The 21420-nt window shown below is 67.7% G+C and carries 21 protein-coding genes; 13 read left to right on the forward strand and 8 right to left on the reverse strand.

From position 1 onward, the window contains the following. Positions 1–13 precede the first annotated feature (13 nt). From sctT to ACQQ2N_RS16710, 6 genes are read right to left on the reverse strand one after another with little or no spacing between them, the layout of a single operon-like run. Positions 14–796 carry a type III secretion system export apparatus subunit SctT gene (gene sctT / locus ACQQ2N_RS16685; RefSeq protein ID WP_440222697.1) on the reverse strand — a complete coding sequence of 261 codons (783 nt, stop codon included), beginning with the start codon at positions 794–796 and terminating at the stop codon, positions 14–16. Then, positions 796–1065 (reverse strand): type III secretion system export apparatus subunit SctS, encoded by a 270-nt coding sequence (sctS, locus tag ACQQ2N_RS16690; RefSeq protein WP_440222698.1) that lies wholly within the window; start codon positions 1063–1065, stop codon positions 796–798. Before sctS ends, sctT begins: the two co-directional genes overlap by 1 nt. 7 nt (positions 1066–1072) lie before the next feature. After that, positions 1073–1738, reverse strand: a complete 666-nt coding sequence (gene sctR, locus ACQQ2N_RS16695; RefSeq protein ID WP_440222699.1) for a type III secretion system export apparatus subunit SctR — start codon at positions 1736–1738, stop codon at positions 1073–1075. After that, complete coding sequence (locus ACQQ2N_RS16700; RefSeq protein ID WP_440222700.1) at positions 1725–2810, reverse strand: FliM/FliN family flagellar motor switch protein; 1086 nt, start codon at positions 2808–2810, stop codon at positions 1725–1727. Before ACQQ2N_RS16700 ends, sctR begins: the two co-directional genes overlap by 14 nt. After that, positions 2807–3412: a response regulator transcription factor gene (locus ACQQ2N_RS16705; protein ID WP_440222701.1), complete on the reverse strand. Its 606-nt coding sequence runs from the start codon at positions 3410–3412 to the stop codon at positions 2807–2809. Before ACQQ2N_RS16705 ends, ACQQ2N_RS16700 begins: the two co-directional genes overlap by 4 nt. A gap of 13 nt (positions 3413–3425) precedes the next feature. Continuing rightward, complete coding sequence (locus tag ACQQ2N_RS16710; protein WP_440222702.1) at positions 3426–4535, reverse strand: sensor histidine kinase; 1110 nt, start codon at positions 4533–4535, stop codon at positions 3426–3428. A 209-nt stretch (positions 4536–4744) separates the two neighbouring features. On the opposite strand from ACQQ2N_RS16710, the gene ACQQ2N_RS16715 reads away from it, so the two are divergent. From ACQQ2N_RS16715 to ACQQ2N_RS16770, 12 genes are all read left to right on the forward strand, one after another. Further along, positions 4745–5023 (forward strand): FliO/MopB family protein, encoded by a 279-nt coding sequence (locus ACQQ2N_RS16715; protein WP_440222703.1) that lies wholly within the window; start codon positions 4745–4747, stop codon positions 5021–5023. 338 nt (positions 5024–5361) lie between these two features. Then, positions 5362–7446 (forward strand): type III secretion system export apparatus subunit SctV, encoded by a 2085-nt coding sequence (sctV, locus tag ACQQ2N_RS16720; protein ID WP_440222704.1) that lies wholly within the window; start codon positions 5362–5364, stop codon positions 7444–7446. Positions 7447–7588: 142 nt separating this feature from the next. Further along, positions 7589–9460 carry a type III secretion system outer membrane ring subunit SctC gene (gene sctC / locus ACQQ2N_RS16725; protein ID WP_440222705.1) on the forward strand — a complete coding sequence of 624 codons (1872 nt, stop codon included), beginning with the start codon at positions 7589–7591 and terminating at the stop codon, positions 9458–9460. Positions 9461–9533: 73 nt separating this feature from the next. Further along, positions 9534–10766, forward strand: coding sequence for an FHA domain-containing protein (locus ACQQ2N_RS16730; RefSeq protein WP_440222706.1), 1233 nt, complete (start codon positions 9534–9536; stop codon positions 10764–10766). Between the two features lie 50 nt (positions 10767–10816). Further along, entirely contained in the window at positions 10817–11155 is a 339-nt protein-coding gene (locus ACQQ2N_RS16735; protein WP_440222707.1) for a hypothetical protein, read from the forward strand. Between the two features lie 69 nt (positions 11156–11224). Next, entirely contained in the window at positions 11225–11629 is a 405-nt protein-coding gene (locus tag ACQQ2N_RS16740; RefSeq protein WP_440222708.1) for a hypothetical protein, read from the forward strand. 13 nt (positions 11630–11642) lie between these two features. After that, positions 11643–12425: a type III secretion system inner membrane ring lipoprotein SctJ gene (gene sctJ, locus ACQQ2N_RS16745; RefSeq protein ID WP_440222709.1), complete on the forward strand. Its 783-nt coding sequence runs from the start codon at positions 11643–11645 to the stop codon at positions 12423–12425. After that, positions 12418–13071 (forward strand): hypothetical protein, encoded by a 654-nt coding sequence (locus ACQQ2N_RS16750; RefSeq protein WP_440222710.1) that lies wholly within the window; start codon positions 12418–12420, stop codon positions 13069–13071. Before sctJ ends, ACQQ2N_RS16750 begins: the two co-directional genes overlap by 8 nt. Next, positions 13046–13675 (forward strand): FliH/SctL family protein, encoded by a 630-nt coding sequence (locus tag ACQQ2N_RS16755; RefSeq protein WP_440222711.1) that lies wholly within the window; start codon positions 13046–13048, stop codon positions 13673–13675. The genes ACQQ2N_RS16750 and ACQQ2N_RS16755 overlap by 26 nt, the downstream gene beginning before the upstream one ends. 5 nt (positions 13676–13680) lie before the next feature. Continuing rightward, positions 13681–15015: a FliI/YscN family ATPase gene (locus ACQQ2N_RS16760; protein WP_440225791.1), complete on the forward strand. Its 1335-nt coding sequence runs from the start codon at positions 13681–13683 to the stop codon at positions 15013–15015. Continuing rightward, positions 15012–15494, forward strand: a complete 483-nt coding sequence (locus ACQQ2N_RS16765; RefSeq protein WP_440222712.1) for a hypothetical protein — start codon at positions 15012–15014, stop codon at positions 15492–15494. The genes ACQQ2N_RS16760 and ACQQ2N_RS16765 overlap by 4 nt, the downstream gene beginning before the upstream one ends. Before the next feature lie 4 nt (positions 15495–15498). Continuing rightward, the gene (locus ACQQ2N_RS16770; protein ID WP_440222713.1) at positions 15499–16086 is read left to right on the forward strand and encodes a hypothetical protein; all 588 of its coding nucleotides are present in this window, start codon (positions 15499–15501) and stop codon (positions 16084–16086) included. Between the two features lie 205 nt (positions 16087–16291). On the opposite strand, the gene ACQQ2N_RS16775 is transcribed toward ACQQ2N_RS16770, so the two are convergent. After that, positions 16292–18127, reverse strand: a complete 1836-nt coding sequence (locus tag ACQQ2N_RS16775) for a hypothetical protein (RefSeq protein ID WP_440222714.1) — start codon at positions 18125–18127, stop codon at positions 16292–16294. A gap of 178 nt (positions 18128–18305) precedes the next feature. Further along, positions 18306–19496, reverse strand: a complete 1191-nt coding sequence (locus tag ACQQ2N_RS16780; protein WP_440222715.1) for a DUF1521 domain-containing protein — start codon at positions 19494–19496, stop codon at positions 18306–18308. A 245-nt stretch (positions 19497–19741) separates the two neighbouring features. On the opposite strand from ACQQ2N_RS16780, the gene ACQQ2N_RS16785 reads away from it, so the two are divergent. Continuing rightward, positions 19742–21409: a LysM peptidoglycan-binding domain-containing protein gene (locus ACQQ2N_RS16785; protein ID WP_440222716.1), complete on the forward strand. Its 1668-nt coding sequence runs from the start codon at positions 19742–19744 to the stop codon at positions 21407–21409. Positions 21410–21420 lie beyond the last annotated feature (11 nt).

Here is a 21420-nt window from a genome sequence, read left to right on the forward strand (position 1 = left end):
GCGCGGCGCCCCTTCAGCCGATCATGCTCTTGAGGATGCCGAGCAGTGCCTTGTTCTCGGCGATGTGCTGCAGCACGACCTGCACGAGCACGCCGAGCATGAGCAGCACGATCCACGTCGCGATCCACGACTTGATCGGCAGAGCGAGCTGGAACACGTTGAGCTGCTGCGCATAGCGGTTGATCAGGCCGAAGCCGATGTCGACCAGCGACATGATCACGAGCGCGGGAGCCGCGATGAGCAGCGCGATCGTCATCATCGTGCTGAACTGGTTGATGAAGAAGGCCTCGCCGGCCGCGTGCAGCTTGGGCAGGAACTCGTTGACGGGCCACACGCCGTAACTCGTGAGCAGCACGTCGAGGAAGATCGTGAACGCGCCGCTGGCCATGAACAGCCACGCGGCGAACTGCGTGAGGAACGCGCCGGTCAGCGAGGTCTGGTGACCGGCCAGCGGATCCACGACGCTCGCCATCGTCGTGCCGACCTTGGCATCGATGAGGTTGCCCGCCGCGCCGATCGCCCAGAACACGATGCCGAACGTGAAGCCGATCGCGAGGCCCACGAACAGCTCCTTGACGATCACCATGGGCCAGTTGCCGTCGCCCATCGCGGTGTAGGGAGCCGCCGCCGATGCGAGCGGGAACACCAGGATCGCGAGGCTCACGAAGAAGCTGTTGCGCACGAGCGGCGGCATCGAGGAGCTGCTGAGCAACGGCAGCGCGAGGAACGCCGCCGTGATGCGCGGCAACGTGAGCGCGATGCCGAGAACGTTGTTGCCGAAGTACTCGAACGGCATCAGTGCCGGGCCATGTTCGGGAAGTCGGTGAACAGGCGATCGGAGAAGTGGTACAGCGTGCCGCCGAGCATCGACATCGTCGCGAACAGCACGATGACGATGACGACGAACTTCACCGTGTAGCTGAACGTCTGCTCCTGCAGCTGCGTGGCGGCCTGCAGGAACGCGATGAGCAGTCCCACGATCGACGCCGCGATGATCGGCGGCGCCGACAGCACGAGCACGATCCAGAGCGCGTCCTGGGTGAGCCGGATGATGTCGTATCCCATGCCGGCCTCAGCGATAGGTCAGGATGAGGCCGTGCACGAGCTTCGCCCAGCCGTCGAGGAAGACGAACAGCAGCAGCTTGAACGGCAACGACACGGTCGTCGGTGACAGCATCATCATGCCCATCGCGAGCAGGATGTTGGACACCACGAGATCGATGATCAGGAACGGCAGGAAGATCAGGAAGCCGATCTGGAACGCCGCGGTGAGCTCGCCGACCGTGTACGCGGGCACGACGACGATGTAGTCGTTGGCCGTCACGCTAGCGCGCCGCTCTTCCGGCAACAGGCGCTGGGCGCTGTTGAGGAAGAACGCTCGCTCGGTCTCGCTCGAGTGCCTGACGAGGAAGTCGCGCAACGGCTCCTTGCCTGCCTCGACGAGGTCGAGCATGCGCTCGACGTTCATCGTCGCCTCGGGCTGCTCCTGCATCTTGGCGTTGACGGCATCGTAGGTGCTCAGGATCACCGGGTTCATCACGTAGATCGACAGGATGATCGCGAGGCCGTTGATGACCACGTTCGGCGGAACCTGCTGCAGGCCGAGCGCGTTGCGAAGCAGGCTCAGCACGACGACGATCTTCGTGAACGATGTCACCATGACGGCCACGAACGGCGCCATCGCCAGCCCGACGACCGTGACGATGACGAGCGCCGGGCTGAAACTACTGAATTCCATCGATGTCCCATCCCTCCAGCTGGACGCCGAGCGTGTCGCCGACGGCGACGAGCCTTCCCGTGCCGACACGCTTGCCGTTGGCGCGGATGCCGATGCGCGCCTGGTCGAGGTGTTCGCCGAGCGCGAACACGTAGCCGGGCTCGAGCTCGGCCAGCTTGGCCAGTGGCACGCTCAGCTCGCCTAGCAGGAAATCGACACGCAGGGGCAGGGCGCCGAGCGGATCGGGAGGTGCAGCGGCGTCGGTGCCGTCGGTGATCGGTTCAGCGGAGTCTTGCATGGGTTCGCTCCCGTCGTGGAGGGTCCAGGGGACGCGCGCGTCGATACGGACACGTTCGTTCTCCCACGTGGCCGACCAGCCGCCCGAATCGCGGCCGTCGGAGGGCATCACTCGAAGTCTGGAAAAGGCACGCTGGCGCGTGCCGAGCACGATCACGTCGCCGGGTTCGAGCGCACGCATCTCGGCGACGCCGAGGCTCGGTCCCTCGGCGCCGACGCGCAGGCCGACAGGCAGGCGCGAGAGGCCGTCGCGGCGCGAGGTGCGCGCCACCGCATCGTCGTCGCGTGACAGCAGGCGAGCGACGAGTGCCGGGTCGATCCGCAGCACGCCTTCGTCGAGCGCCTCGTCACCCTCGCCGATCCGGAACCCGACCGGGAGCAGGCCGTCGGCGACCGGTGAGCGTGCGTCGCCTAGCGACTGCGGCAACACGATGCCCTTGAACACGCGCGACAGGCGCATCATCGGCCGCTGGTGGGCGAGGGTCCACGCGGTCAGCCGCGCGGTGCCCGCGTAGTCGCTCCAGTCGAGTTCGCCGATGCTCGCGGGTGTCGCTGCGGTCAGCACGAGTTCGCCTGCGCGACCGTCGACGACGATGCCGATGCGCTCGCCGACCGGGTCGACCGGCGCCGCGAAGACCTCGAACCAGTAGGGGTGTTCGCCGGAAAGGGTCCAGCGTCGCCGGCGTGCGAACAGCGACGAGAGTGCGTCGGCGACGACCGGCGCGATGGCGGGCAGGTGGCCGCGCACGGATGCCGGCGAAGGCGATTCGGATCGGGTGGCGAGTACGGCGTTCATGGTTGCCCCATCGTCAGGCGCACGAGGTCGGGAAGATTGCGCACGCCGAGCTTGTTCATCATGTTCGCGCGGTGCAGCTCGACGGTCTTGATGCTGATGCCGAGCTCGTCGGCGACGAGCTTGTTGAGCTTGCCGGCGACGACGAGCTCCATGACCTGGCGCTCGCGTGGCGTGAGCGTCGCGAGCTTCCTGTCGGCGTCCGGCGAGCGCGCCGGGGCTTCCTGGTGCTGCTCGAGCGCGCCGCGGATCGCGTGCACGAGACGCTCCTCGCTGAAGGGCTTCTCGAGGAAGTCGCTCGCCCCCTTGCGCATGGCCTCGACCGCGAGCGGCACGTCGCCGTGCGCGGTGATGAACACGATCGGAAGCGTGCATTCGCGCTTGCGCAGCTCGTCGTGGAGTTCCACGCCGCTCATGCCAGGCATGCGGATGTCGCTGACGATGCAGGCCTCGCCCGCGGCATTTCCGTTGGCGCGATCGAGCGCGACGAGGAACTCGCGCGCGCCGGGGTAATCGCGCACGCTGAAGTCGGCTGCCTCGAGCAGCCATGCCGTGGAACGCCTGAATGCCTCGTTGTCGTCGACGAGATAGACCACCGGGCGCATGATCGATCCTCCTTCAGTCTCGTGACGGCGGCAGCGTGAAGACGAACACGCTGCCGCCGGCGGGGTTGTTCTCGAAGTACAGGCGTCCCTCGTGGTACTCCACGATCGACCTGCAGATCGCGAGGCCGATGCCCATGCCGTCGTTCTTCGTCGTGAAGAACGGCGTGAACAGGCGTTCGGCAGCGCTCTCGGTCAAGCCGCATCCGCGATCGGTGATGCGGAACTCGACCTGATCGTCGAGGTTGAGCAACGCTCGCACGTTGAGCCCTCGGGTTCGTTGACTCGCTTCACGCATCGACTCGATGCCGTTCTTCATGAGGTTGAGAAGAACCTGCTCGACCATGACGCGATCGACGTGCACGTCGGGCAATGTTTCGGGAACGTCGACCTCGATGCGTACGCGATGGCGCTCGGCTTCGAGCGCGAGCAGGCGCAGCACGGTGTCGACGAGTCGTGCCGGGGCATACGCCTCGCGGCGCGGCTCGCGTGCGCGCACGAACTCGCGAAGGCGTCCGATGACCTGGCTGGCGTGCTCGGCCTGCGCACGCGCGTACCGCAGCGCTTCGCCGAGCCGCGTGCGATCGCCGTCGCGCTCGAGCAGGCGCATGCCCACGCTGAGGTAGTTCACGATCGCGGCTAGCGGCTGGTTGAGCTCGTGCGCGAGCGTGGTGGCCATTTCGCCGACCGACATCGAACGGGACGTGAAGAGGAGTCGCTCGTGCTGGGTCTTGTGCTCGCTCAGCGCCTGCTGGCGTTCGGTGATGTCGATCGCCGTGAGTACCGAGCACGGCTCGCCCGCGTGCACGAACGCCGACCACGTGAGCTCGTGCCAGCGTCGCGTGGCCGGATGGAATGCCTCGCTGCGCGCGCGTTCGTCGCCGCCGGCTTCCACGGCGTTCTCGAACTGCGCGTCGAACGCCGCGCGCCCCGCGATCGACGCATCCGGATCGAATGCCGCGCGGAACGCCGCGTTGGACGCGACGAGCTTGCCGTCGCGCTCACGGAACATCGCGCATGCCATCGGCAAGGCGTCGATGATGAGCGTGTCGGTACCGCGGGAAAGGCTCGCGTCACGACGAGTCGTCGTGGCACGCTTGGAGCGTGTGTCTGCCGTCACAACCATGCCGCGTCGCTCTCTTGTCGGAGGGTACGGAGGTGGCGCCGCTTCGCAAGGCGTCGCCGATGGCTCGCGTAAGAGCTTTACACAAACGAGGGTCGTTTATGCAATCGCTATTTCGTTATCGCTTTCTTCACGTGCACGTCGCACTTGCGTTCTCGTCGCTCGCGTCGGCCTCCGCGTGCGCGCAGGAAACCGCGTCACAGGTGCCGTCGATGCAGTCGACGCTGCTGTCGATGGTCGTGCCGCTCGTGCTCGTCGTCGGGACGATGATCCTCGCGCTCGTCATCGTGCGCAGGCGCTACGGACTCGTGTCCAGCGATGGGCCGTTGCGGGTGAAACAGATCCTCGCGGTGGGACCGCGCGAGCGCGTCGTGCTGCTCGAAGGGGATTCGCACACGATCGTGATCGGCGTGACGAGCGCGCAGGTCTCGCGCATCGCCGTGCTCGCACGCGACGGATCGCCTTCGCGCGACGAACGCGAAGACGCGTGACGCATGCAACAAAATGTTCACGCGTCGATCACGAAACTGGACTTGTTCAAAAAAAAATGCGTGTGCTAGGCTGATTTCAACGTCGATCACGTGACGCGTGAATCGACGTGATGGCCTCCACCATCGCAAACAAAAACTCTCGGCGACGTACAGGGGCGAAGCCGGGACACAACAAGAGATGAACGCGTGAACGCTGCGATTCCCGCGAACGTCCATACAACTCTGCACGTGCCCGCAACGCGGGCCGTCGAAGCTTCGACACGGAGTTGGCTGGGCCAGATCGTCCCCTGCAAGGTAGGGTATACCCCAGCCTGCCAACGGCGCGCGGAGGCTCTAGCATGAGCGCCGTGGCGTCCTCCATAGCTGGCAAACGCACCTACAGCGACGTCGTCCTCGCATTCGGTGTGGTCGCGATCGTCGCGTTGATGATCCTTCCGCTGCCGATCCTGCTGATCGACATGCTCGTCGCGCTGAACATCCTCATCGGTGTCGGCCTGCTCCTGCTCGCGATCTACATACCGTCGCCGGTCGCGTTCTCGAGTTTCCCGAGCGTGCTGCTGATCACGACGCTGTTCCGCCTGTCGCTGTCGATCGCGATCACGCGCCTGATCCTGCTCGAGGCCAACGGCGGCCACATCATCGACACGTTCGGCAACATGGTGGTCGGCGGCAACCTCGTCGTCGGCATCGTGATCTTCCTGATCATCACGGTGGTGCAGTTCATCGTCGTCGCCAAGGGTGCGGAGCGCGTGGCCGAAGTCGCAGCACGCTTCACACTGGACGCGATGCCCGGCAAGCAGCTGTCGATCGACTCCGACCTGCGCTCGGGTCTCATCGACAAGGACGAGGCGCGTCGCCGCCGTCGCCTGCTCGAGACGGAAAGCCAGCTGCACGGCAGCCTCGACGGCGCGATGAAGTTCGTGAAGGGCGACGCCGTGGCCGGCATCGTCATCATCATCGTCAACCTGCTCGGCGGCCTCGCGGTCGGCGTCATGCAGATGGGCATGCCGATCGGCGAAGCGGTGCACACGTACAGCATCCTGACGATCGGCGACGGCCTGGTCTCGCAGATCCCGGCGCTGCTCGCGTCGATCTCGGCGGGCCTCATCGTCACGCGCACGACGGGCGAGGAGGATCACAGGCATCTCGGTGAGGCGATCTCCAAGCAGATCGCCAAGGAACCGCGCGTCGCCATCATCGCGGGCCTCGTCGCATTGCTCCTGCTGTTCGTGCCGGGTTTCCCGAAGCCCGCGTTCTTCGTGCTCGCGGCGGGACTCCTCGGCTTCTCCGCGTGGCGCATGCGCGACCGCGTCGGCGTACTGCGCAAGCTGTTCAAGGTGCCGGAACCCAACAGTGAGCTGGCCACGCGCCCGCAGTCGCTGATCGAAGGCGATTTCGTGCCGGTGCCGGGCCTGCTGCTCGAAGTCGAGCGTGGCGTCGGCAATGCCCTCGGCCCGGCACGCGTGCGCGACGGACTGTTCGCGCTCGCGGGTGACCTGCGCGAGGAGTTCGGTGTTCCGATCCCGGTGCCGAGCATCCGCTCCAACGAACGCCTGCAGCCGGGTGGCTATCGCCTCTACGCCTTCGGCGTGCGCATCGGCGCGGGCGTGCTGCGTACCGATGCGCGCTTCCTGCGCGGCGCGGCGCTCGCGGCCCGGCAGGAAGCCGACGGGCAGCAGCTCGTCGCGCCGCAGGTCGGTTTCGTGCCTGCCTTCGATGGTGCATGGCTCGTCGGCTCCGACATCCCCGTCGACGGCAAGGTGCCCGCGACGTCGCAGCCTCTCGATGCGGTGGACACGCTGCTCGCGCACGCGCGTCTCGCCATCGAACGCCACCTGAGCCTGTTCATCGGCATCCAGGAAGCCTCCAACCTGTTCACGCGCATGACGCGCGATTACCCCGACCTCGTCAAGGAGATGCTGCGCGTGCTCGCGCCGCAGCGCGTCGCCGACGTGCTCAAGCGCCTCGTCGACGAGGGGGTGCCGATCCGCAACCTGCGCGACGTGTTCGAGGCGATCACCGACGCGGGCAGCCGCGAGAAGGACATCGTCATGCTGACGGAGTACGTGCGCGTCGCGCTGCGTCGTCACATCAGTGACCGCCACGCAGCGGAAGATCGCACGCTCAAGGTGCTCGTCGTGCATCCCGAGCTCGAGGACAAGCTGCGCAACTCGGTGCGCGTCAGCAACGCGGGCAGTCAGCTCGCGGTGGATCCGGAACTCGCCGCGCGCGTGCTCGCGCAGATCGGCGACTGGCGTCGCAACGAAGGCGGCTTCGCCGGCACGGCGCTGCTCGGTTCGCTCGATGTGAGACGCCACCTGCGCAAGCTCACCGAAGTGGAATTCTTCGAACTCCCGGTGCTGTCGTTCCAGGAGCTCGTGCCGGACATCAAGCTGGTGCCGCTGGGCCAGATCACGGGTTGAGGAAGAGCGTCACCGGCGGCCCGGCAGCCGCCGATAACCATAAGAACAGATCACAACAACTGAAACGGGGTGAACAATGCGGCTTGGAAGGACACGCGCGCTGTCGTGCTGGCTGGCACTGGTGTTGGGGGCTTGTGTGGGGATGCCGGCGTGGGCAGCGCCGATCCCGTTCCAGCGGGGTCAGGTCAGCTACGACCTCAAGGGCGAGCCGCTCAAGGAGTTCCTCACGCGTTTCTTCGCGGAGCAGGGCATGCAGGTCGTGCTCAGCCCGCTCGTCGAGAGCCAGGCCGGTACGCTGAACGGCCCGCGCGCAGGCAGTCCGGAACAGGTGTTCCGCAGCATCGCGAGCGCGAACCAGCTCAGCGCCTACTACGACGGTTCGGCCGTCTACGTCTACAAGCTCAACGAGCGCATCACGCGCTACTTTGCGGTGCCGACCAACCGCGTCGAGGATTTCGTGCGTGCATTCCACGAGATGCGTCTCGGCGATTCGGCCAACACGTTCAATGCGAGAGCCGAGAGCGGCCTCGTGGTCGTGACCGGCGCACCGCGCTTCATCGAACAGGCCAAGGAACTCACCGACACGCTCAAGCACCAGCAGCTGACCACGTCGGCGACGATGCGCGTGTTCACGCTCAAGTATGCGTGGGCGTCCGACACGACGTTCACCGCCGGCAGCCGCGAGATCACCGTCCCGGGTGTCGCGAGCATCCTGCAGCAGCTCATGTATTCGCAGGAGCAGATGCCCGACTTCGCCGGTGCGCGTGATCGCGCGCGGAGCACCACGCAGGCCTCGCTCAAGGGGCGTGGACTCGCCGCGGGAGCCGCCACCTCGACGCGCGTCGCGGGCGAGCTGCCGCCTCCGGCACGACCGCCCGGCGAAGAGATCGTGTTCGAGGACGAGGTCACGACGCCGTCGTTCGGCAGTTACCAGGCGCAGCGTTCGCGCGACGTGCGCATCGTCGCCGACCGCTACCGCAACGCCGTCATCGTGCGCGACTCGCCCGAGTCGATGAACCTGTACGCGGACCTGATCCGCCAGCTCGACATCGAACCGCAGATCGTCCAGCTCGAGGCCACGATCATCGACGTCGACAAGCGCAAGCTGCGCGACATCGGCATCGACTGGCGCTGGCGCAATGGCCGCAGCGAGGTGCTGTTCGGCGGCGACGATACCGTCAAGCAGCAGTTCCTCAATGCGCTCGGCGCCAACAACATCGACTACCTGCCGCAGCGCAGCGCCGGCCTGCAGCTCGGCGCGATCATCGGCGACTCGTACAACTTCATCGCGCGCGTCAACGCGCTCGCCGACCAGGGCGTCACCCACGTCGTGTCGCGACCGCAGGTGCTGACGCTCAACGACGTCGAGGCGGTGATCGAGAACACGCGCACGCTTTACGTGCCGGTCAACGGCGCCTACGAGGTCGACCTGTTCAACGTCGTCGCGGGCACGATCCTGCGCGTGACGCCGCATATCGTGGTCGACGGCGACCGCCAGCGCATCCGGCTGCTGGTGGGCATCGAGGACGGCGACGTGACGCTCAGCGCGACCAACACGCGCGGCCAGATCGTCAACTACCCGAGCGTCACGCGCGCAGCCGTCAACACGCAGGCCCTCATCAACGAGAACGAGAGCCTGCTGCTCGGCGGTCTCGTGCGCAACCTCAGCGGCAAGGACGTCGACAAGATCCCGGGGCTCGGCGACATCCCCGTGCTCGGTGCGCTGTTCCGCCGCGAGGCCAAGCGCATGGAGCGCGTCGAGCGCCTGTTCCTCATCACGCCGCGCCTGGTGCCGCTCAACACGATCGTCGGGCAGACGCCGCAGCCGCGCGCGAACGAGGAGATCAGCGTGGATACGCTGCACATCGACGATGCCGAGCGCGAAGCCGCGGAGAAGCGCGAGCGCAAGGCGAAAAAGGATGCGGGCGTTCCGAGTGCGTCGGTGACGCCGCTGCCCGCACCCGTACAACCGGTCGCCGCGGCGACGCCGGCCGTGACGACGCCGGCGCCGTGACGTGAACCGCGACGAAGCCCGCGCGACCGGACAGACGTAGGAGGCCGAGATGACGGCGACAACGACTGAGCGGATGGTCCAGCAACCCGTGGTATGCCTGCGCATCGTGCGCGGGCTGCACCTGCGTGCCGAGCGCAGGTGCGTGCCCGGCGACATGGTGCTCGTCGGCACGGCCGACGACTGCGATCTCATCCTGTCCGATGCGGACGTGAAACCGCACCATTGCTTCCTGAGCCTCGGCGAGACGTGGACGGCGCGCGCACTCGAGGGTGCACTCGAACTCGACGGACGCTCGATCCCGCCGGGCGATTCGACCGTGCTGCGCCCGTTCGACGTGCTCGGCTTCGGTGGTGCGGCTCTGGCCGTGGGCGAGAACACCGATCCACGCTGGGACGACCTCGTCGCACCGCCGGTCGCCGAGCCCGTGCGCGCCGCCGCGTTGCGTGGCCGCTCGCGCGTGCTGCTCGTCGCGCTAGGCCTTTCGGTGTGCGTCGCGACGGCGATCGCCGCGGCGACGCTGCAACCGACCACCGAGGTCGCGCCACCCTCGCCGCGCGCCGTGCTCGAGACCAGCGTGCGCGACGTGGCGCTCGAGCACGCCGAGATCGCCCAGGACGCGAAGGGCAAGCTGCGCGTGGTCGGCCTGGCCGACGATGAGCACAGCATCCAGCGCCTGCGCAACGACCTCGAGGCCCGCGGCGTCGTCGCCGACGTCGACGTGCGCAGCGGCAAGGATCTCGCCAACGACGTCGGCGAGGTGCTGCGCCTGTCCGACCTGCGTGCCGACACCGAGTACCGCGGCAACGGCGAAGTCGGCATCAGCGGCCATTTCGGAGACGGCAAGCAGCTCGACGCCGTGCTCGCCTCGCGTGCGCTGCGCGACGTGAAGGGCCTCACCAAGGTCGCCGTCGTGAACCTCGACGGCGGACGCAAGGTCGAGCCTGCGCCGACGCTCGCCGAGGACGCGCGACGCATCGTCGTCGCGGTCGGTGGCACGGATCCCTACATCGTCATGGGCGACGGCTCGCGTTACTTCGCCGGAGCGGAACTGCCATGCGGCGGCCGCTTGCACGCGGTCGACGGTCAGGACGTCTACGTCATGACCGGAGAGACCGTACGTGCGCTCGATTGCACGGGCGCGATCGCCTCCCGCGCGATCACCGAAGACATGCGTGTCGAGCCGTCACCCGCCGCAGGCGATGCCGCGGAAGGCGAGCGCGACGAGGCGCAGCAGGGCAAGACGGATGCGGGCGGGCAGGCCGCCGCCGCATCCGCGCAACGCACGGTGCCACCCGAAGAGGGTTGATGCCGTTCAATCCCGCCGGGTCGCTACCGGCGTCTACTGGAGGAAGACACATGTCCACGATCACCAATCCCAACGCCCGCATGCTCGGCATCGATGCGATCACGCAGGCTGCGAGCTCCGGCATCGGTTCGAGCGGCAAGCGCAGTGTCAGCGAAGGAGAGGCATCGAGCTGGTTCGAAGCCATGGCCGGTGCGTGGGGCAAGGCGCTCGACGACCAGGCCGCGACGATCGCGACCATGTCCGAAGGACTGACCAGCGGCGGCGACCAGCCGTCGATGATGGTCAAGATCAGCGCCGAGAGCATGCGCATGCAGTTCATGTCCAACAGCGCGTCGACGTCGAACAACAGCGTCGGCCAGGCCCTCGAGACCCTCGGCCGCAAGCAGTGACGTGACCGGATGCCGTCGCCGGCGCTCGCGCCGGCGTGGTACCGACCCGACGTACAAGGAGACGATGCGATGAGTCTTGAGATTGCTCCGGTGATGGTCGACATCTCCGCGGTCACGGCAGCGGCGACACCCGCCGCCAACGCGCCGCGCTCGGTGATCGACGTCGCGCAGTTCCAGCAGGCCTATGCCGATGCCCAGCGCGGCACGGCGCAGACCGACCCGGTGGCCGCTGCGGCGGGTTCCGATTCCGAAGGGTTCCGTGCGCTGCTCGGCACGCTGAACTCGCTCAACGGCCAGGTGAGCCAGCTCGGCGACCTGTCGCAGACCGCGACCGGATCGGCCGACCTGACGCCTGGCGACATGCTCATGCTGTCGGTGCGCTGCCATGAATTCCTGTTCCACTGCGAACTCACGTCCAATGTCGCCAACCGCACGTCCGACGGTGTGCAGCAGCTGTTCCGCCAGCAGTCCTGACGAGGAATCCGCCATGATCTCCACCATGCTGCGTGGTATCGGAGTCGTGTTGCTCGCGCTGTCGCTCGCCGCCTGCGGGCGCACGATGCTCTATGCGAACCTCGACGAGCAGCAGGCCAACCAGGTCCAGGGCGCGCTGCTCGCGGCGGGCATCGACGCCGACAAGCGCCCCGCGGACAACAAGAAGGGCTGGACGGTCGAGGTCTCCAAGCAGGATTTCCCGCTGGCGATCCAGCTGCTCCAGTCCAAGGGACTTCCCGGTGCGCCGTTCGAGTCGATGGGCGTCGTGTTCAAGAAGGAAGGCTTCGTCTCGTCGCCGCTCGAGGAACGTGCGCGCTACCTCTATGCGATCGCGCAGGAGCTCGAGCACACGATCGAGCAGATCGACGGCGTCGTGCGCGCACGCGTGCACATCGCGCTGCCCGAACCCGATCCGATCGGCGACAAGGGCAAGTCGGCTTCGGCCTCGGTGGTGATCATCGAGAACGCAGGCGCCAAGCTGCGTGACCGCGAGACCGACATCAAGGCGATCGTGACCGATGCGGTCGAGGGACTCGACAACGTCAACAAGGTGACCGTGAAGTTCTTCACTCGTGCGCCGGGCGAGATGCTGTCGGCGGCGTCGACCACGCCGCCGGTGCCGACGACGTCGCTCAAGGCCGTGCCGACCGCCGCGGCGGTCGGTATCCCGCTGCTGCTCGTGGCGGGTGCCGCGTTCGCCGCCTGGGCATGGCGCGGTGCGCGTCGTCGTGATCCGGCGGTCGTCCAGAACGATGCGCGGGGTCGTCGTGGCTGAGATGTCGTGGGCCTTGCTGCAACGCGCCGCGCTCGACGGCGCGCATGCCGCGTGGTTCGACGGGCTGCAGCCCTCGCTGGTCGAGGAGGCCCGGCGCTCGGCCGCGGGACGTCGACTGCTCGCGCGCTCGCTCGCGGTGTCGGCGGCACCGGTGCTGTTCGGCAGCGTGCCGGCGGTGCTTCCGCAGGTGCTGCGCAATGGCCGCTGGATGCTTTTGCCGGGCGCGACACTCGAGACGCTCGCGCTCGACATCGGTGCGTTCGCATTCGCACCGGCGATCCGCACGCGCGTGGACCGCAACGACGTCCTGCGCCTGCGTCGCGTCCTCGGCGCGCGGCGCTACACCGAGGCGCTCGCGCGCCATACGGCGGCGACGGATCGTGCCGACGCGGCCGACGGCGCACTCGACGCCGTCATCGGTTGCGACGATCGCCTCCTCGACGCGGTGCGCCGTCGTGGCCTCGCGGAGTGGATCGCGTTCGTCGCGGCTTCGCACCCCGTTGCCGTGGAGCGGCTCAGGCTGAGTGCGCCGCCGGGCGTGGCGGTCGCCGCGGTCGATCCCTGGCTCACCGACGTCGGTGTCGCCAACCTCGTTTCCATCGTCGATACGGAGGCCGCCAATGACCGCGCAACCGGCAGTCCTTGACCTCGACATCCCGTCGCTGTCGATCAGCGGCGGCATCATCAAGCGCGACGCCTGGAACGCGTTGCGCGATGCGTCCAACCTGCTCGAGCGCGCGGAGTCGATCCGCAAGGGTGCCCGCGACGAGCTCGACCGTCGGCTCGAGGATGCGCACCGGCAAGGTCTCGAAGCGGGCCGCGTCGAGGGCCTCGCCCAGATCGCCTCGGAGCTGCTGCGCGTGCAGAACGAGACGCGTGCGCTGCTCGCCCGCGAGCGTGCACGCATCGCCGACCTCGCCTGCGCGGTCGTGTCGCGTGTCGCGCCGAGGCTTTCGGCCGCCGACCTCGTGCCGGCGCTCGTGCTCGAGGCGGTGCGCGAGATGCAGGCTGAGCAGTTCCTCCAGGTACGCGTGCATCCGGATGCCCTGTCGCATGTCGAGTCGACCGTCGGCGCGATGCGTGAACTGCATCCCGGCGTGACCCAGATCCAGGTGGTCGGCGACGCCGACCTGGCCCCTCTCGGTTGCGTGCTCGTCTCCGAAGGCGGCAAGGTCGAGGCGGGCCTCGACGAACAGCTCGCGGCGCTCGGTGCGGCACTGCGCCGAGCGGCGTCCGGGGATGAGGCGTGAACGTGCTGCAGGCGCCGATCGTCACGCCGCAGGACGCGGAGGCCGATCCGCTTCTGGCCGCGCTCGCGCGCAGCACGGCGGTGCGCCACGTCGGACGCGTCGCCGAGGCCTACGGCACGTTGATCCGCGTCACCGGCATCCATGCCTCGATCGGCGAGTTGTGCGAGCTGCGCACGCCCGGTGCAGGCAAGCGCCTCGCGGCCGAAGTGGTCGGCCTGTCGGGCAACCAGACATTGTTGACGCCGCTCGGTCCTCTCGAAGGCATCTCGACCGCGACCGAAGTGATCGCGGTCGGCAGTCAGGCGACGGTGGGCGTCGGTCCCGGGGTGCTCGGGCGCATCCTCGATCCGCTTGGCGAGCCGATGGATGGCAAGCCCGCGTTCGAGCGCGAGACGCACGTGCCGATCCATCGCGAGGCACCGAACCCGCTCGGACGGCGCCTCATCGGCCAGCCTTTCGCGAGTGGCGTGCGCGCGATCGACGCGGCGCTGACGGTCGGCGAGGGCCAGCGCGTCGGCATCTTCGCGGTCGCCGGCGGCGGCAAGAGCACCTTGCTCGGCATGCTCGCGCGTGGCGCGGACGCCGACGTCAACGTGATCGTGCTGGTCGGCGAGCGCGGTCGCGAGGTCAACGAGTTCATCCACGACAACCTCGGCGAGGAAGGCCTCGCGCGCAGCGTGCTCGTGGTCGCCACGTCGGATCGTCCGGCGTCGGAGCGCGCGCGCGCCGCGCACCTCGGCACCGCGATCGCGGAGTACTTCCGCGACGAGGGCAAGCGCGTACTGCTCATGATGGATTCGGCGACGCGTTATGCACGTGCGCTGCGCGACGTCGGTCTCGCGGTCGGCGAACCGCCCGCACGGCGCGGCTATCCGCCGTCGGTGTTCTCGGAGATGCCGCGGCTGTTCGAGCGCTCCGGCATGAACGAGCGCGGCTCGATCACGGCGTTCTACACCGTGCTCATGGAGGAAGAGGACGGTTCGGACCCGGTTGCCGAGGAAGTCCGCTCGATCCTCGACGGCCACATCATCCTGTCGCGCAAGCTCGCCGCGAGCTACCACTATCCGGCGATCGACATCCTGTCGAGCGCGAGCCGCGTCATGTCGCGTGTCGTCGACGCCGACCACGAGCGTGGTGCCGGCATGTTGCGCAAGTACATCGCCAAGCACCAGGAGATCGAGCTGCTGCTGCAGCTCGGCGAGTACAAACCCGGCTCCGACCAGGATGCCGATTTCGCGATCGCGCGCATCGAGGCCATGCGGGCCTTGCTGCGGCAGCCACCGTCCTACCTCTCGCCCTTCAGCGAGGCGGTCGACGGCCTGCGGAGACTGTTCCCATGAGCAAGCGCTGCCCGTTCGAACCGCTGATCGTCGCGCGCCGTGCGCGTCGCGATGGTGCCATGGCCGAAGTCGTGCGACGCCGCGAGCGCGTCGCCCACTGCGAGGCCGCCCGCGATGCCGTGCGCACGCGACTCGACGAGCTCGTGCACGAGCGCAAGGCCTGCGGCGAGCGCCTGTGTGCTCTCGTCACGGAAGGTGCTTCACCGCTCGAGCCCGGTCGCCTGCACGAGCGTCGCGCCCTGCTCGCGATCCGCATCGGCGAGACGACGGCGGAACTCAACGCCGCCGAACGCACGCTCGAGGCTGCCCGCAACGACCTGTCCGAGGCCGTCGCGGAGTTCTTCCGCGCCGAAGCGAAACTCGACGCGCTCGAGAAGCAGAAGCAGCAGTGGTTGCGTGACCGCGACCTGCGTCGCGAATCGATCGACGAAGCGATGGTCGAGGATCTCGTCGTCCACCGCGTCGCCAACGGGAGGTGATGGCATGCGCACGTCGTCGTCGAGCGAGGCAAGGCCCGAGGTCCGTCGCGAGAAGCACGACGGCGATGCACGTGCGCGTGCCCCGGTACCCAAGGAAGAGGTAGACCAGTTCCGTCAGATGTTCGAGAGGCGCGACGAGCGTACGGCGCACGCCGAGGATCCCGCACGGCAGGTGCGGCCGCGCGCGCAGGAGAACGAACTCGAGCGCCGTCGCGAGGACGTGCTTCCTCCCGAGATGATGGCCCTGTTGCAGAGCCATCGCATGACGCTCGAGGTGCCGGCGCCAGCGCCCACCTTGCCGCCGCCCGCTCCCGGGCTCGCCGACCTCATCGAGAAGCACGTTCGCCAGATGCTCGTGTCGGAGTCCGGGCTGGACCAGCGCGATGCGCGCGTCATGATGCGCATGGCCGATACCTTGATGCCGGGAACCGATCTCACGCTGACGCGTGACGAAAACGGCTGGGCGCTGCGCGCCGACGTCACCTCGGTGGAAGCGCGCGATGCACTGCGCGAGTGCGCCCCGGATCTCGTCAAGCGCTTCGGTTCGAGCGGCCTGGGCGAGATCCGCTTCGAGGCCGTGCTGCGCGGGTGATGGCGGGAGGTGGCTTGCGCTTCGAGCGGAGCCTCACACGCCGGCGAGCCTCGGTCACGCGGCGGGTCCGGCGTTCCACGCCCGCTTATCCGTCATCGCGTCATGCGGGAGGCTGCCGGCACCTCGAGTGCGGATGATGCTGCGGATGCGCGCGGTGGCATCGCAGGCGACGTTCCGCAGCCTCGCACGGAACGTCGCGCGTGGCTCAGATCAGCAGAAGCGCGAGTGACGCCAGGCTGCCGACCGATTGCGAACCCGCAGCTACCCAGTGCGTACGCGCGGCGGGATTGTCGAGCGGCCTGATCGACGCGCCCTCGTCGGACATCTCGCGCAGGTTCGAGATCGCGCGGACGGCGCCGTAGCCGAGTATCGAGGCTGCCGCGACGAGCAGGAACGTTCCGCCCATGCCGGTCGAGCCGGCCGCGATGCCGGCACCTGCCGTCGCACCGCCGAGCAGTGCGCCCATGCCGACGAATGCGGGAGCGACGACCTTCCACAGGATATCGTGCGTGGACAGTTCGCCGTGGTTGGCGGCCGAGTCGGCATCGATCGCATCGGTCCTGGATTCCTCGATCGCCTCGATGCCCATGCGCTCCTGCGCACGGGTGACGAGCTTGCCGTCGGCGCTGAACACGTAGCTGCGGCCGAGGATGTCGCGAACCGCTTCCTGGCCATCCGCAGTCTGTCCGCGGAACAGCGCGGTGTGCGTGATGCTGCCGTCCTCGGCACCGATCTGTGCGTGCGGTGCGAGCATCAAGGTCAACACGTTGTTCGGGTTGGCGAGCGGCTGGACCGCATTGAGTCCGCCCTGGCGCGCCGCGGCATGTGCGTTCGAGGTGTTCGTCGTGTTGGTCGCCGCGTGCGTATCGAGTGTCGGAACGCCCTGGCGTGCGGCGGCGACGTGGGGAAGATCGGTGACCGAGCCGCGCGTCACACTGGCTGCGGCACTGGGATGCGCAGGCTCGGCCACCGATCCAGGCGTCGCCGGCCTCGGCGACGCAGCCTGCGTCGGAGGAGCCGGCATGGAGTTCGCATTCGCGGACGTCGCGGAACCGGCTTGCGATGTCGTCGTCGGACGCGGTGCGTTGGGATGAGTCGTCGAGCCCGCCGCCTGGGCCGTGGGCGCATTCGGATTGGCGTGCTGCTGCGGGGGCGCGTTCGACGCCGGGTTCTGTGTCTGGGACGGGGCATTCGGGTTCGCGGCATGGGGATTGCCCTGCGCGTTGCCGTTGCCCTGTGCCTGCCCGGCGACGTACGCGACGGTGTTGCCGACCGCCTGGCCCACCGCGAGCGGGATCGAACCCGCCGCGGAGAGGACGCTGCCCATGCCGCCGAACGAGCCTCCGGAGAGGATCGAGAGAGGCGCGGCCAGCACGCCGCCACTGCCGAGCAGTCCACCGGTGAGCGAGCTGACGGTACCCCCCACGGCATTCAGCGTGCCGCCGATGATGCCGTTGCCCTGCATGCCGGTCGTCGTGGACGGGGTGCCGGCATTCGCGCCGGGATTCATTCCTGCATTGCCGTTGTTGCCGCCGATGGTCTGACCCGTGCCGGGGGTACCCGGGTTGCCGCCATTGGCGCCGCCGGTGTTCTGGCCGTTGCCCGTGGCGGGCGTGTTGGCACCGTTCGTCGGGCCGCCCTGGTTCTGCTGACCACCGTTGGCGCCGCCCGCAGGCTGCCCGTTGGCCCCTCCGGCCTGGCCGGGGAACGGTGACGCATTCGGGTTGCCGGGGTTTTGCCAGGGAGGATTCGGCTGGCTCGCGGCATTGGGCGTCGTGATTTCGCCGAAACGGCCGCTCTGTCCGCCCGCGACGAGACCGAGGCCGGACTGTGCGCTGTCGCGGAAGTCGCCGAGGAGGCCTCCGCCACCTCCGCCGTTCTTGAAGCCACCGCCGCGTGGACCCTCCGCCAGCGGATCGCCCGCATCGCCGCCATCACCACCGTCGGTGGTCTGGCCTTGCGTGGCGGCCTCTGGCAGATCTTCGGGAAGGCCGGCCGGGAAGCCGTATCCGGACGACGAGGAAATCGGCGCTGTGCTCATGGGGCGACCTCGCTACAACCTGTTATGAGCCCCTGTTTGACGCGTCCCGAAAGTATCACCCGCGTCGATGCGCGGGTATCTGGGGAAGTCCCTAGTGGACGATTCGCATGTCCCGAAACGGAAGGAACCCGCACGCGGGGCGTGCGGGTTCCGTGGTGAAGCATGCGTTCGTTCCGGCTCAGACGATCTGCGACAGGAAGTTGCCGTCGATCGCCTGCATCCAGCCGCCGGCGTTGAGGCGCAGCCAGGGGCCGTCCTCGGTGTTCTCGTAGATGTTCACGCCGTCGTCGACGAACGCGTCGACGAGGCCGCCGAAGCTGTTGGTCTGCGAGATCTGCAGGTCGCCGAGCTTGTTCTGGTCGAGGCCCGTGACGAGCATCGCGCGATCACCCTGGGTGATCGTGAGCGTGCTCGACAGCGTCGCGCCGTTGCCACCCGCCTCGTAAGGCGTGGTGTTGATCGTGATCTTGGTGCCGTCGGCGAGGTTGAGCGTCGTCGTGCCGTAGAAGTCGCCGACATGCGAGCCGTTGTGCTCGAAGTGCGGGTCGCCCCAGATGCGCGTCTGTTCGCCGGTTTCCTTGTTCGTGACGATGAACTCGGAGTTGCCCTCGTTGAGCTGGATCGTGTAGTTGCCGATGTCGATGTTGGCCTTGCCGCCTTCCTGCTTCACGGTCCACTCGCCCGACGCGCAACCGCAGTTCTTGCCCTGCGCGGCGTCGAGGTAATCGCAGATCGCGCGCGATTCCATGAGGCTGATGCGCCCGTCGGCGGCGGCGAAGCCGATCATCGACAGCACCTTGGCGCGTTCCTGCGGGTTGAGCTTGGACAGGTCGGCGTTGTCGAGCGCCGCGGCAACCTTGTCTCCGCCGTAGGTCGACTTCGCGCATCCGTCGATCATGCTGTTCGCGGCGCCGAGGAACAGGCCGTCCTTGAACGACTGCACGACCTTGTCGATCAGCGAACCGAGCAGATTGCCGAACAGCTGGCTGCCCGGGAATGCCGAGGCGAGGCTCGACGGCGAGAACGGCAGGAACGACTGCGAGCTGCCGAGGAAGGTGCCGTTGTTGCCGCCCGTGAGCGTGTCGATGAACTGGCCGGTCGACTCGAAGCGGTCGATCATGCCGGTGAGCACCTCGGCGTCCGCCTGGCTGATCTCGCCGTCGGCGCCGAGCACGTCGAGCGCCGCGACGAGCGTGTTCTTTTCCTGCGTGGAGAGGTTGCGGCCGTCGACGTTGTCGAGCGCGGCACGCACCTGGATCGTGCCGATGCTCGGATCGACGCCCGAAAGCGACTGGTTGACCGCGGCGCGGAACTGGATGTTCTCGAAAAGATTGCCGCCGAACGGATTGCTGTTGCCGAGAATGCTCATGTGGGTCCTCCTCCTTCCTTCCATCAAGGGTTGTCGACGGGGCGAGTCTGCATTCACGTCGCGGACAGCGACATACGGATGAACCCTTTCTCGGGTTAACCCTGAACGCGCTGCGCGACCTCGGGTAAACCCGAGCTGGGGAAATGCCGGATGGGCACGAGCGTGCGTGCCTGCTGCAATCGGGCATCGTCCATGTCGGGCTGCGCCGGCACGGGATCCGCCCACAGAGTCCTGCGAGGTCCAGCATGTCCCAGGTCAATGCCGTCGCGAGTTCCCCCACCAGCACCGCGAGCCTCGGCTCGCAGGACAGCGGTTACACGGTGCAAAGCGGCGATACGCTCTCGTCGATCGCCCGCGAGACCGGCACCACGGTCGCCGACCTGCTCGAGGCGAATCCGCAGATCCGCAACCCCGACGTCATCTACCGCGGCCAGCACATCAACGTGCCTTCGTCGGGCACGGGTGGGGGCAACGAGGCGGCTGCCGTGTCGGCCGACGTCAACGCCGCGGCGTCGACGGGCAGCTTCGACTACAACCGCATCGCCGGCGTGAAGGGCAACCCGAACGTGACGCCCGAGTTCATCGCCGGCGTCGAGGCGATGGCTTCAAGACTCGGCACCAAGCCCGAGTACATCATGGCGACGATGAGCTTCGAGACCGGAGGCACGTTCTCGCCGAGCGTCAAGAACCCGACCAGCTCGGCGACGGGTCTCATCCAGTTCCTGGACAGCACCGCGAAGGGTCTCGGCACGTCCACGTCGCAGCTCTCGCAGATGTCGTCGGTGGAGCAGCTCAAGTACGTCGAGAAGTACTTCCAGCCGTTCACGGGACGCCTCGGTACGCTCGAGGCGGTCTATACGTCCGTGCTCTCGGGCAGCCCGAAGCCCGATGCGAACACGACGCTGTTCAGTGCCGGATCCAAGGCCTACGAGGCCAACAAGGGGCTCGACCTCAATCGCGACGGCCGCATCACCGCGGGCGAGGCGACGAGCAAGGTGCGCGACCGCATCAGTGGCGAGATCTCCGATTCGCCCGCGCCGAAGCCGCAGCCGGGTGGCGGTGCGGACACACCGTCGACGCAGCCGTCACGTGGCGACTACACGGTCAAGCGCGGCGACACGCTCTCGGCGATCGCGCAGCAGCATGGTGTCTCGCTGTCGTCGCTGATCGCGGCGAACCCGCAGATTTCCAATCCGAACCTCATCCACGCAGGCCAGCAGGTGCACCTGCCGTCGGGCGCGCAGGCGCAGGCCTCGAGCCACACGGTGCAGCGCGGCGACACCTTGTCGGCGATCGCGCAGGAGCACGGCGTTTCGCTGTCGTCGCTGATCTCGGCAAACCCGCAGATCTCCAACCCGAACCTGATCTACCCGGGCCAGGAGATCCGCATCCCGAGTGGCGGCACGAGCACGGAACGCGGCGGTGGCGGCGGGCGCGTCGACGGACCCAGCGGCCCGTCGGATTCGACGCCGGTCTCGGGCAGCAACCCGGCACGCATCGCCGAGCAGTTCCTCGACCGCAACGCGTCGGAGCTCAAGCGCAGTGGCGACCTGCCGATGAACCCGAACGTGCCCAGCAACGTCTGCTGCGCGAACTTCGTCTCCGCGGTACTCGAGAAGGCCGGGCTGATCACGCACGGCCAGCGCAGCGACAGCGTGTCGCAGCTCAACACCAATCTTCGCAATGACGGCTGGACCCCCACGAGCCTCGCCAACGCCAAGCCGGGTGATGTCGTGATCATCAAGGGTGGCGGCATGTCGCACACCGAGATCGTCGCCAGCAACGACAACGGCAAGGTGACCTTCATCGGCTCGAACAACCGCAATGCCGACGGCACCCAGCGCATCACCTACGACAACGGCAACTGGTTCACCAAGACCTCGCACTACACGATCCTCACGCCGCCGCGCTGACGGTGACGCGA

It is taken from the genome of Dokdonella aquatica, assembly GCF_051987395.1.
GTDB lineage: Bacteria > Pseudomonadota > Gammaproteobacteria > Xanthomonadales > Rhodanobacteraceae > Dokdonella.

Coding starts and splice junctions, on each gene's coding strand:
- sctV (WP_440222704.1), top strand. CDS start 5,362: ATGAGCGCCGTGGCGTCCTCCATAGCTGGCAAACGCACCTACAGCGAC.
- ACQQ2N_RS16785 (WP_440222716.1), top strand. CDS start 19,742: ATGTCCCAGGTCAATGCCGTCGCGAGTTCCCCCACCAGCACCGCGAGC.
- ACQQ2N_RS16705 (WP_440222701.1), bottom strand. CDS start 3,412: ATGCGCCCGGTGGTCTATCTCGTCGACGACAACGAGGCATTCAGGCGT.
- ACQQ2N_RS16770 (WP_440222713.1), top strand. CDS start 15,499: ATGCGCACGTCGTCGTCGAGCGAGGCAAGGCCCGAGGTCCGTCGCGAG.
- sctR (WP_440222699.1), bottom strand. CDS start 1,738: ATGGAATTCAGTAGTTTCAGCCCGGCGCTCGTCATCGTCACGGTCGTC.
- ACQQ2N_RS16755 (WP_440222711.1), top strand. CDS start 13,046: ATGACCGCGCAACCGGCAGTCCTTGACCTCGACATCCCGTCGCTGTCG.
- ACQQ2N_RS16765 (WP_440222712.1), top strand. CDS start 15,012: ATGAGCAAGCGCTGCCCGTTCGAACCGCTGATCGTCGCGCGCCGTGCG.
- ACQQ2N_RS16715 (WP_440222703.1), top strand. CDS start 4,745: ATGCAGTCGACGCTGCTGTCGATGGTCGTGCCGCTCGTGCTCGTCGTC.
- ACQQ2N_RS16710 (WP_440222702.1), bottom strand. CDS start 4,535: ATGGTTGTGACGGCAGACACACGCTCCAAGCGTGCCACGACGACTCGT.
- ACQQ2N_RS16730 (WP_440222706.1), top strand. CDS start 9,534: ATGGTCCAGCAACCCGTGGTATGCCTGCGCATCGTGCGCGGGCTGCAC.
- ACQQ2N_RS16700 (WP_440222700.1), bottom strand. CDS start 2,810: ATGAACGCCGTACTCGCCACCCGATCCGAATCGCCTTCGCCGGCATCC.
- sctC (WP_440222705.1), top strand. CDS start 7,589: ATGCCGGCGTGGGCAGCGCCGATCCCGTTCCAGCGGGGTCAGGTCAGC.
- ACQQ2N_RS16735 (WP_440222707.1), top strand. CDS start 10,817: ATGTCCACGATCACCAATCCCAACGCCCGCATGCTCGGCATCGATGCG.
- ACQQ2N_RS16740 (WP_440222708.1), top strand. CDS start 11,225: ATGAGTCTTGAGATTGCTCCGGTGATGGTCGACATCTCCGCGGTCACG.
- sctJ (WP_440222709.1), top strand. CDS start 11,643: ATGATCTCCACCATGCTGCGTGGTATCGGAGTCGTGTTGCTCGCGCTG.
- ACQQ2N_RS16775 (WP_440222714.1), bottom strand. CDS start 18,127: ATGAGCACAGCGCCGATTTCCTCGTCGTCCGGATACGGCTTCCCGGCC.
- sctS (WP_440222698.1), bottom strand. CDS start 1,065: ATGGGATACGACATCATCCGGCTCACCCAGGACGCGCTCTGGATCGTG.
- ACQQ2N_RS16780 (WP_440222715.1), bottom strand. CDS start 19,496: ATGAGCATTCTCGGCAACAGCAATCCGTTCGGCGGCAATCTTTTCGAG.
- sctT (WP_440222697.1), bottom strand. CDS start 796: ATGCCGTTCGAGTACTTCGGCAACAACGTTCTCGGCATCGCGCTCACG.